Source organism: Oscillatoria sp. HE19RPO, assembly GCF_024220515.1.
In the GTDB taxonomy this organism is placed as follows: Bacteria; Cyanobacteriota; Cyanobacteriia; order Cyanobacteriales; family Laspinemataceae; genus Laspinema.
In genome coordinates this window covers 45,648-51,894 of record NZ_JAMXOT010000025.1, presented here as the reverse complement: position 1 = coordinate 51,894, position 6,247 = coordinate 45,648, and the positions used below count along the sequence as shown (strand labels likewise).

Annotated in this window: 9 protein-coding genes; 2 read left to right on the top strand and 7 right to left on the bottom strand. The window is 44.1% G+C overall.

Features of this window, described 5'->3' with window-relative positions; translation table 11 throughout:
- From NG833_RS03150 to NG833_RS03120, 7 genes are all read right to left on the bottom strand, one after another.
- A partial coding sequence (locus NG833_RS03150) for a serine/threonine-protein kinase (protein WP_254563873.1) occupies positions 1–824 on the bottom strand: 824 nt, incomplete at its 3' end.
- Positions 821–1,630, bottom strand: coding sequence for a PP2C family serine/threonine-protein phosphatase (locus NG833_RS03145; RefSeq protein WP_254563872.1), 810 nt, complete (start codon positions 1,628–1,630; stop codon positions 821–823). The genes NG833_RS03150 and NG833_RS03145, both read right to left, overlap by 4 nt.
- Positions 1,631–1,651: 21 nt before the next feature.
- On the bottom strand, positions 1,652–2,869 hold the full coding sequence (locus NG833_RS03140; RefSeq protein ID WP_254563871.1) for a VWA domain-containing protein: 1,218 nt from the start codon (positions 2,867–2,869) through the stop codon (positions 1,652–1,654).
- A 154-nt stretch (positions 2,870–3,023) separates the two neighbouring features.
- Entirely contained in the window at positions 3,024–3,245 is a 222-nt protein-coding gene (locus tag NG833_RS03135; protein ID WP_254563870.1) for a hypothetical protein, read from the bottom strand.
- A gap of 226 nt (positions 3,246–3,471) precedes the next feature.
- Positions 3,472–3,720, bottom strand: coding sequence for a hypothetical protein (locus tag NG833_RS03130; protein WP_254563869.1), 249 nt, complete (start codon positions 3,718–3,720; stop codon positions 3,472–3,474).
- 844 nt (positions 3,721–4,564) lie between these two features.
- The gene (locus NG833_RS03125) at positions 4,565–4,708 is read right to left on the bottom strand and encodes a hypothetical protein (RefSeq protein ID WP_254563868.1); all 144 of its coding nucleotides are present in this window, start codon (positions 4,706–4,708) and stop codon (positions 4,565–4,567) included.
- On the bottom strand, positions 4,683–5,036 hold the full coding sequence (locus NG833_RS03120; RefSeq protein ID WP_254563877.1) for a DUF433 domain-containing protein: 354 nt from the start codon (positions 5,034–5,036) through the stop codon (positions 4,683–4,685). Before NG833_RS03120 ends, NG833_RS03125 begins: the two co-directional genes overlap by 26 nt.
- A 328-nt stretch (positions 5,037–5,364) precedes the next feature.
- Between NG833_RS03120 and NG833_RS03115 the strand changes: the two genes are divergently transcribed.
- Positions 5,365–5,718 carry a helix-turn-helix domain-containing protein gene (locus NG833_RS03115; protein WP_232251413.1) on the top strand — a complete coding sequence of 118 codons (354 nt, stop codon included), beginning with the start codon at positions 5,365–5,367 and terminating at the stop codon, positions 5,716–5,718.
- A 119-nt stretch (positions 5,719–5,837) separates the two neighbouring features.
- Positions 5,838–6,227, top strand: a complete 390-nt coding sequence (locus NG833_RS03110; protein WP_254563867.1) for a helix-turn-helix transcriptional regulator — start codon at positions 5,838–5,840, stop codon at positions 6,225–6,227.
- Positions 6,228–6,247 lie beyond the last annotated feature (20 nt).

The window sequence follows — 6,247 nt, the reverse complement described above, 5'->3', positions numbered from 1 at the left end:
GGGGGTTCAATAGAGAGTACGTCTAATACTTGCGTTGCTGTCCAACGCTGTTTCGGGTCTTTACTCAAACACCCCCGCACAATTTCATCAAAAGGTGCAGGCAGATTTTTAGCTAATTTAATCCCATCAGCTTCTGTAATTTCGGCCTGTAAAACTTGCTCTGTATCCGTATTAAATGGCAATTTTCCAGTAAGCATTTCTATAATCATCACACCTAAAGACCATAAATCCCAAGGTAATGAAATAATTCCTTTGTAAGATTCAGGTGGAGCATATTCTCTAGTACCCATTGCACGGGTAAGACGAACTCCTTGGGAATTTGTCTCCCGCGCTATACCAAAATCGCCGATTTTCCACTCTTCGCCCATTCGCATTACATTTCCGGGCTTCAAATCTCGATGTACAATAGGAGGCGTCTGACCGTGCATATACTCCAGTGCTGAGGCTAGACTTTTGACTATCTCTAACACTTCTGTTTTGGATAAAGGAGAATTTGGGCTTACGCGATCGTGTAACGTTCCGTTTGCCAGATCCATCACCAGATACAAAAACTGGTGATTGTTTATTTTCCCTTCACCTACATGTGAAGCACGTAATATGTTAGGGTGACTTAGCCTAGTTGCCGCATCTAGTTCCTGAAAACCCCGATAAAAGTTTTCTGTATCAGTGGGTCGAAGTTTTAGAGCATATTGTTGTGTTAGTATATGGTCTCCTATAATCTGGTTGGCGCGAAAAACGCATCCTTCTCCTCCTACCCCCAATATTTCTTCTAGCCTATAGTTGTCAATTTTCTGTCCTCTTAGTAATCCCCATATTCCGTTCATAATTTATCTTCCTCCTGAACTACAATAGCAACCATACTGATGTTATCTTTACCTCCTTGTTTCAATGCGTAATCTACACAACTTTGGGTTAGCTGTGCTGGAGATTTTTTAGAAATTTTAACAAAATCTTGCAACTCAGAATCACTCATTTCTCCATGCAAGCCGTCACTGCATAAAACTAACACATCCCCAGGATGCAATTCTCGAAGAACAGGGGAGTTAGGATCATTCCATTTAGGGTCAACTGATAATTTAGCTTTTTCCCCACCGCCTAAACAGGACATGACAACAGAACGCATAGGGTGATTAACCGATTCTTCCGGAGTAATTTCGCCTAGTTTCAAGAGGACGCTGATGGGTGTATGGTCCGATGTTACATAAGGGGAAGTATCACCACTAAAATGATAGAAACGACAGTCTCCAGCATACAGATGTAAACATTCACTCTGTGTAATAATAGCGGCCACAACTGTCGCCCCCATTTTCATCAAGCCAAAGTCTTGCGATGCTTGCTCTCGAATTGCTTGGTCAGCAGCATGAAAACCCTGCAAGAGGAAATGATAGCGTTCTTCTGGTGTTGCAGGTAAAGGCTGCTTTAATAGTTCTTTGAAAGTATCAATGGCAATTTTAGCCGCCTCTTTCCCTCCTCGTTGTCCCCCCATTCCATCAGCAACAACGGCTAAAAGCGCTGATTTATCGGGCCAAGGCTTGACAAACTTAGCGTCTTCGTTAACTTTTCGTACTTGGCCCTTGTTGGTTTTCTGATCATAAACCAACCTTAGCTGGCTCACTTGCTTATCTGACATCTTTAATTACTATGTCTGCTATTACGATTTTTGGACGTTTTCCCAAGCTCTCGTCTTGCGACCTTCATCCACTTTACCAGTTTTTTCCAGGTCGTTTTTTAATTGAGCAACTTGTTCCGCCAGTTCGCTTAACCCATCTTGTAAGGTATCTATTTCTAGTCGATCCAATAACTGCCTCGTCCGTTTGGGATCGTTTTCTCGAATCAAGCTGTTCATATTCTCCTTAATTTCCCAAAGCTTGCGGTTGTTGTCTACATCATTGTTAAGCTGTTCCGCTTCTGTGGCCGATTTAGTGTAAAGAATAGAGGCTTTTCCACTGACCTTAGATAAATTGGTAGCGGTTAACTCAACTTGCAGCAACTCACGGCTACCTAAAGATTCCCCGACACCTAATTTGGGGATTTCCACTTTGACCAGTATATCCGTTGGAGTATCGGTCCGAATCACGCCAATATTTAGCCTTCCCTTGGCTGTTTCTTCTAATGGCAAGTAATCAGGTCTGAATCGACAGAAGGCTTTGAGGGTAACTTCAGATTTGGGAGTAAATTGAATCTGGGCATCATCAATGGCGATCGCTTGGCTTGCGGTTAGCCTTTCTCTTAACTTAGGCTGGAGTTCTGATGGAGTTTCGGCATAGATAAACTCCCCTTGTCCTCGATTACCTAAATCAATCAGAAAGACGTTGTTAAAGTTACTCGCATTTCCCAAACCTACTGGATAAATTAAAATCCCTGATTTGCTCAGTTCAGCAGATTGATCCAGCAAGGCAGTCACATCACTGAGAATAGCTCCTTGAGAAGTTGTGGCGTGACCATCGGTAATCAAAATTCCTACACGAACAACGCCTTTTTCCTCTGGTAAAGTCTTCTGGATCCACTCTAATGCCATATCTGTACGAGTGACGCCAGACGCTTGCAGCTTCGTGATGGCTGTATTTGCAGCATCTAAGGCTTCTGAACCCCCAGCAAGAGATTTGAGCAGAGGCTGTACTTGAGTCGAGAAACTAGCCAACTCTAGGCGATCTATCTTGCGCAATTGAGCCACAACAGAACAGCAGGTTTCTTTGGCTGCTGTTAGTTTTTCCCCTTGCATGGAACTGCTAGTATCTAAGGCGATCGCCATCCTTAAGGGCAATCCTACTGTATTCGATTGGGGACGAATTTGTACCCTTAATACATGATCAGTCGATTGATTCCAAGTTTTGGCGGGTTTATTCCAGGCTAGTTCTACATCAAACATAATTTAAGTTTACGGTAGGTCTTATCAAATAGTTTACTGGAGCCATGTATATCGATTAGGAAAACCCTCGGTGATTGGTTGGGCCGCAGGCTCTCAAAAAGGGTATTCCGTTCGTCAGCGATAACTGGACTATGCTTAAAAAGCTAGATGTAATTTATCCGACCCTATTCCTGCCTCCACAGTTCATCACAATCTCTTGAATGTTCTTTTCTAATTCTTTCGGCACGTTTTTTATTTCTAAAATAATCTCATCCCCTTGGTCATATGAATCAATATTTTCGGTAAATTTATAATCAGAAAAGTTAAATTTAAGCCTGTTTACAAAATCTTGTAATGAAGATTGATTGGGAAAAGTAGCTGAGAGGGTGATGTTCATGTTCCTTTATATTTTGAATGGAGCGAGTTTAAATGAATTGGTCATTAAGAAAGCGAGCAAAATGTCAAGTAAATATGTCTAGCGAAACCGATTGCCAAGGACAAGCGCGCGCTTTACACAGTACCCAGGTTACAAGCCTTAGAGCTTTGTTAAAGTCCTGTAATGCTCACTATTCCTGGATGTTGGCTACGGGAGTTTACAATTTTCCTCTCGTTAGTGACGGGGTTTAATCTAAGCCAATTAGCCTCGGATCGGGAATCCCCCAAATTTCTTCTGCTGCCTCTATGGCATTATTATATGTGGGATTTTCGCAATAGGCATCGTAAGCTTCGCCTGGGGGATAGGGTAGCAAGTCTTCTTCATCTTCATAGAGATCGTAATACGATTGGTCTTTTTCAACCTCTTGCGCTATATTTTCCGGCGATCGGGGTTGATGGCTGTGATTATTCCCTTGGTTTGGGTTGTTTGTATTCATTGCAGAAAATCCTTCGTCAGAAGACACGCTTAATTTCTTGGCTATACCGGGGTTTAGGGGCGCGGAGTCCACATTTTTCGTAGATTTCCGCCTCCGACAAGAATGATAAGCAGCCGATCGCCTATGTTAGCCATGAACCCAGCTATAAAACGCTGGTATCCCGTCTGCTTTCAAAAACCCCGCTCTTGGGAGTCCCTCTATTCTCTGTATTGCCTCCCAATTTTACCTGATTATTAGAAGTCAATCTAATTATTGAGTATTTGAGCGGAGTTTTCAACCTCTCTTTACAAAATTTATCATTTCTTCCGGTGAACACCCATTTTTCTGATATCTATCATCAACTATCCTCTATGTCAGGGGGTGCGATCGCGAAACGACTTGATTGCACTCAGGAATGGGTGTTTGCAAAACTGAAAACCACTTAGGGGCTCTGGTACAAAACTGAGAAACCGGGTTTCTGTCAAAAATTGATGACAATCTGCCGCAATCGGGGTCAGAAACCCGGCTTCTGGACTTCTGAATTTCAGACTGTACCCGGGTTCTAAGACAAAATGCAGCCCTTGGTTTTTGGCTGGAGGATGTGCCGATCTGGGTTGTCAATCAACTGGGATTCAGACTGCTATATTCCAACGAGGGGTAGGTGAATAATTTGGTTACGATATTCATCCTCCAATGACCCTTCGGCAATCAATATTAACTCTTCAATCGTGTTCCCGATGCTTAGGGTAGGATTTAGGATAAAAATACCCGGAATATGACCGCCATCGGCAAGGTGATCTCTTAAATGAACCGGCATGGAACGGCGGTTATTTGTGACTAAAATAAAACCCTGTTTTTCACACCATCACAAAATCTCTGGATCTAATGTACCTCTGTTGGGAGTATTCGGTTCTCCTACAGTCCAAACGATGAGATCCGATCGCTGGCGTCGCAATTGTGCTGCATAAACCGGATCGACATTTTCATCCATGAGATACTTGAGGTTCATAACCCTTTTTCTCGGCTTTTTGTTGTTCTCGGAGTTTCTGGAGTCGGGCTGCTGCGGGATGGGGGTTCCGGGCTTGGGCTTGTCGTTGCTGATGTCCCCACTCCAGCCAATCGGCTATATATTGACTGACAGATTCTTGATTATGTAAATAATACAAAATGGTGGCATAAACTTGTTCTAAAGTCAGGGATGTGTAAATTTTGGCGATTTCTTCCGGGGTGCGATCGCGATAAATATAGTCGTATAAAATTGTTTCTATTCCAATCCGTGAGCCTTTCAGCCGGATATCATTCGGAGCCAAAAAGTTGAAGTAATCTTCGAGTTGCATCATCGTCTCCTATTGCTTCACTAGGGGCAGCATTTATTGCTTCTATTTTACCCCATTCAGACGGGTCAATGTTCGATAAGCCACAACCTCTGCGATGGTAATTTTCCGGGCTTACTTATCCAGAAAGTTCGTTCAAGCGGGATGAGGTTGACTCCCATTGCCCTCTGGACCCACTTCCCTTTTTCAACCCGGGCGGTCCTCTGTTTGCTCTAGGAAACTCCCCCTCTTTATCTCAATATCCTAAGTCAATTTGATTTTCTAATATTTGGGAAAACCCTTGAATTTTCTCTGGCAGAAATATATAATATTCGTGTAAATACATGAATTTTTGATAAATTACATGGAGTTTTCCCTCGGTCATCGGCTGCGTGCCACCCGGCAACGACTTGGTTTAACTCAGGAACAGGTTATCGAACAGCTTAAAGACTGCTATGGTGTCACGATGAGTCAACAGGCGCTCTCCTGTATTGAACATGGGAAGCGGAAGATTGATGCGGAACGGGAATTACCGGCATTAGCGGCAGTATATGGTCAGGCGATCGATTCGTTTTACCAGTCCTGGACTCTCCCCGCAGTAGTGGAGGCTCCCTCGGTGTCTGGGGGTGATTTACAGTCTCTGACCCCGGAGGAGAAATTTCATTTGGCGATCGCCCTCCTGCATCAAGTTTTCCTCAATTCGTAGCGGTTCTGAGTGGCTCCTCCGGGGGCCATACATGATTATTGGAATTGCACAGTTTTATCGGATACTCCCGGGACTCTGGAGAATGTAAGACTTTCGTGTAGTTTACATGATTTTCTGATATGGCCTTCTCCCTCGGCAAGCGTCTCAAGGCTACCCGCGAGTCTCTCGGGTTGACTCAGGAACAGGTGATCGAACAGCTAGAGATTCGCTATGGGGTGAGTCTCAGCCAACAAGCGATGTCCTCGATTGAAAATGGCAAGCGCAAGGTGGATGCGGAACGGGAATTACCGGCATTAGCGGCAGTGTATGGTCAGGCGATCGATTCATTCTACGATTCTTGGGCGTTGCCGGAGGGTGGTAAATCTCAGAAACGCGCGTTTGCTGCACCGGCTGTGCGATCGCCCCAGGATGTGAGAGCGATCGCCACGGTGGATTTGGAGGCACTCACGAAACGGGATATGTTAGAACTGGCGGCTGAACTGATTTATAATGTTTTAGAAGAACCTTAGCCCATTGAGGAGATGTTCAA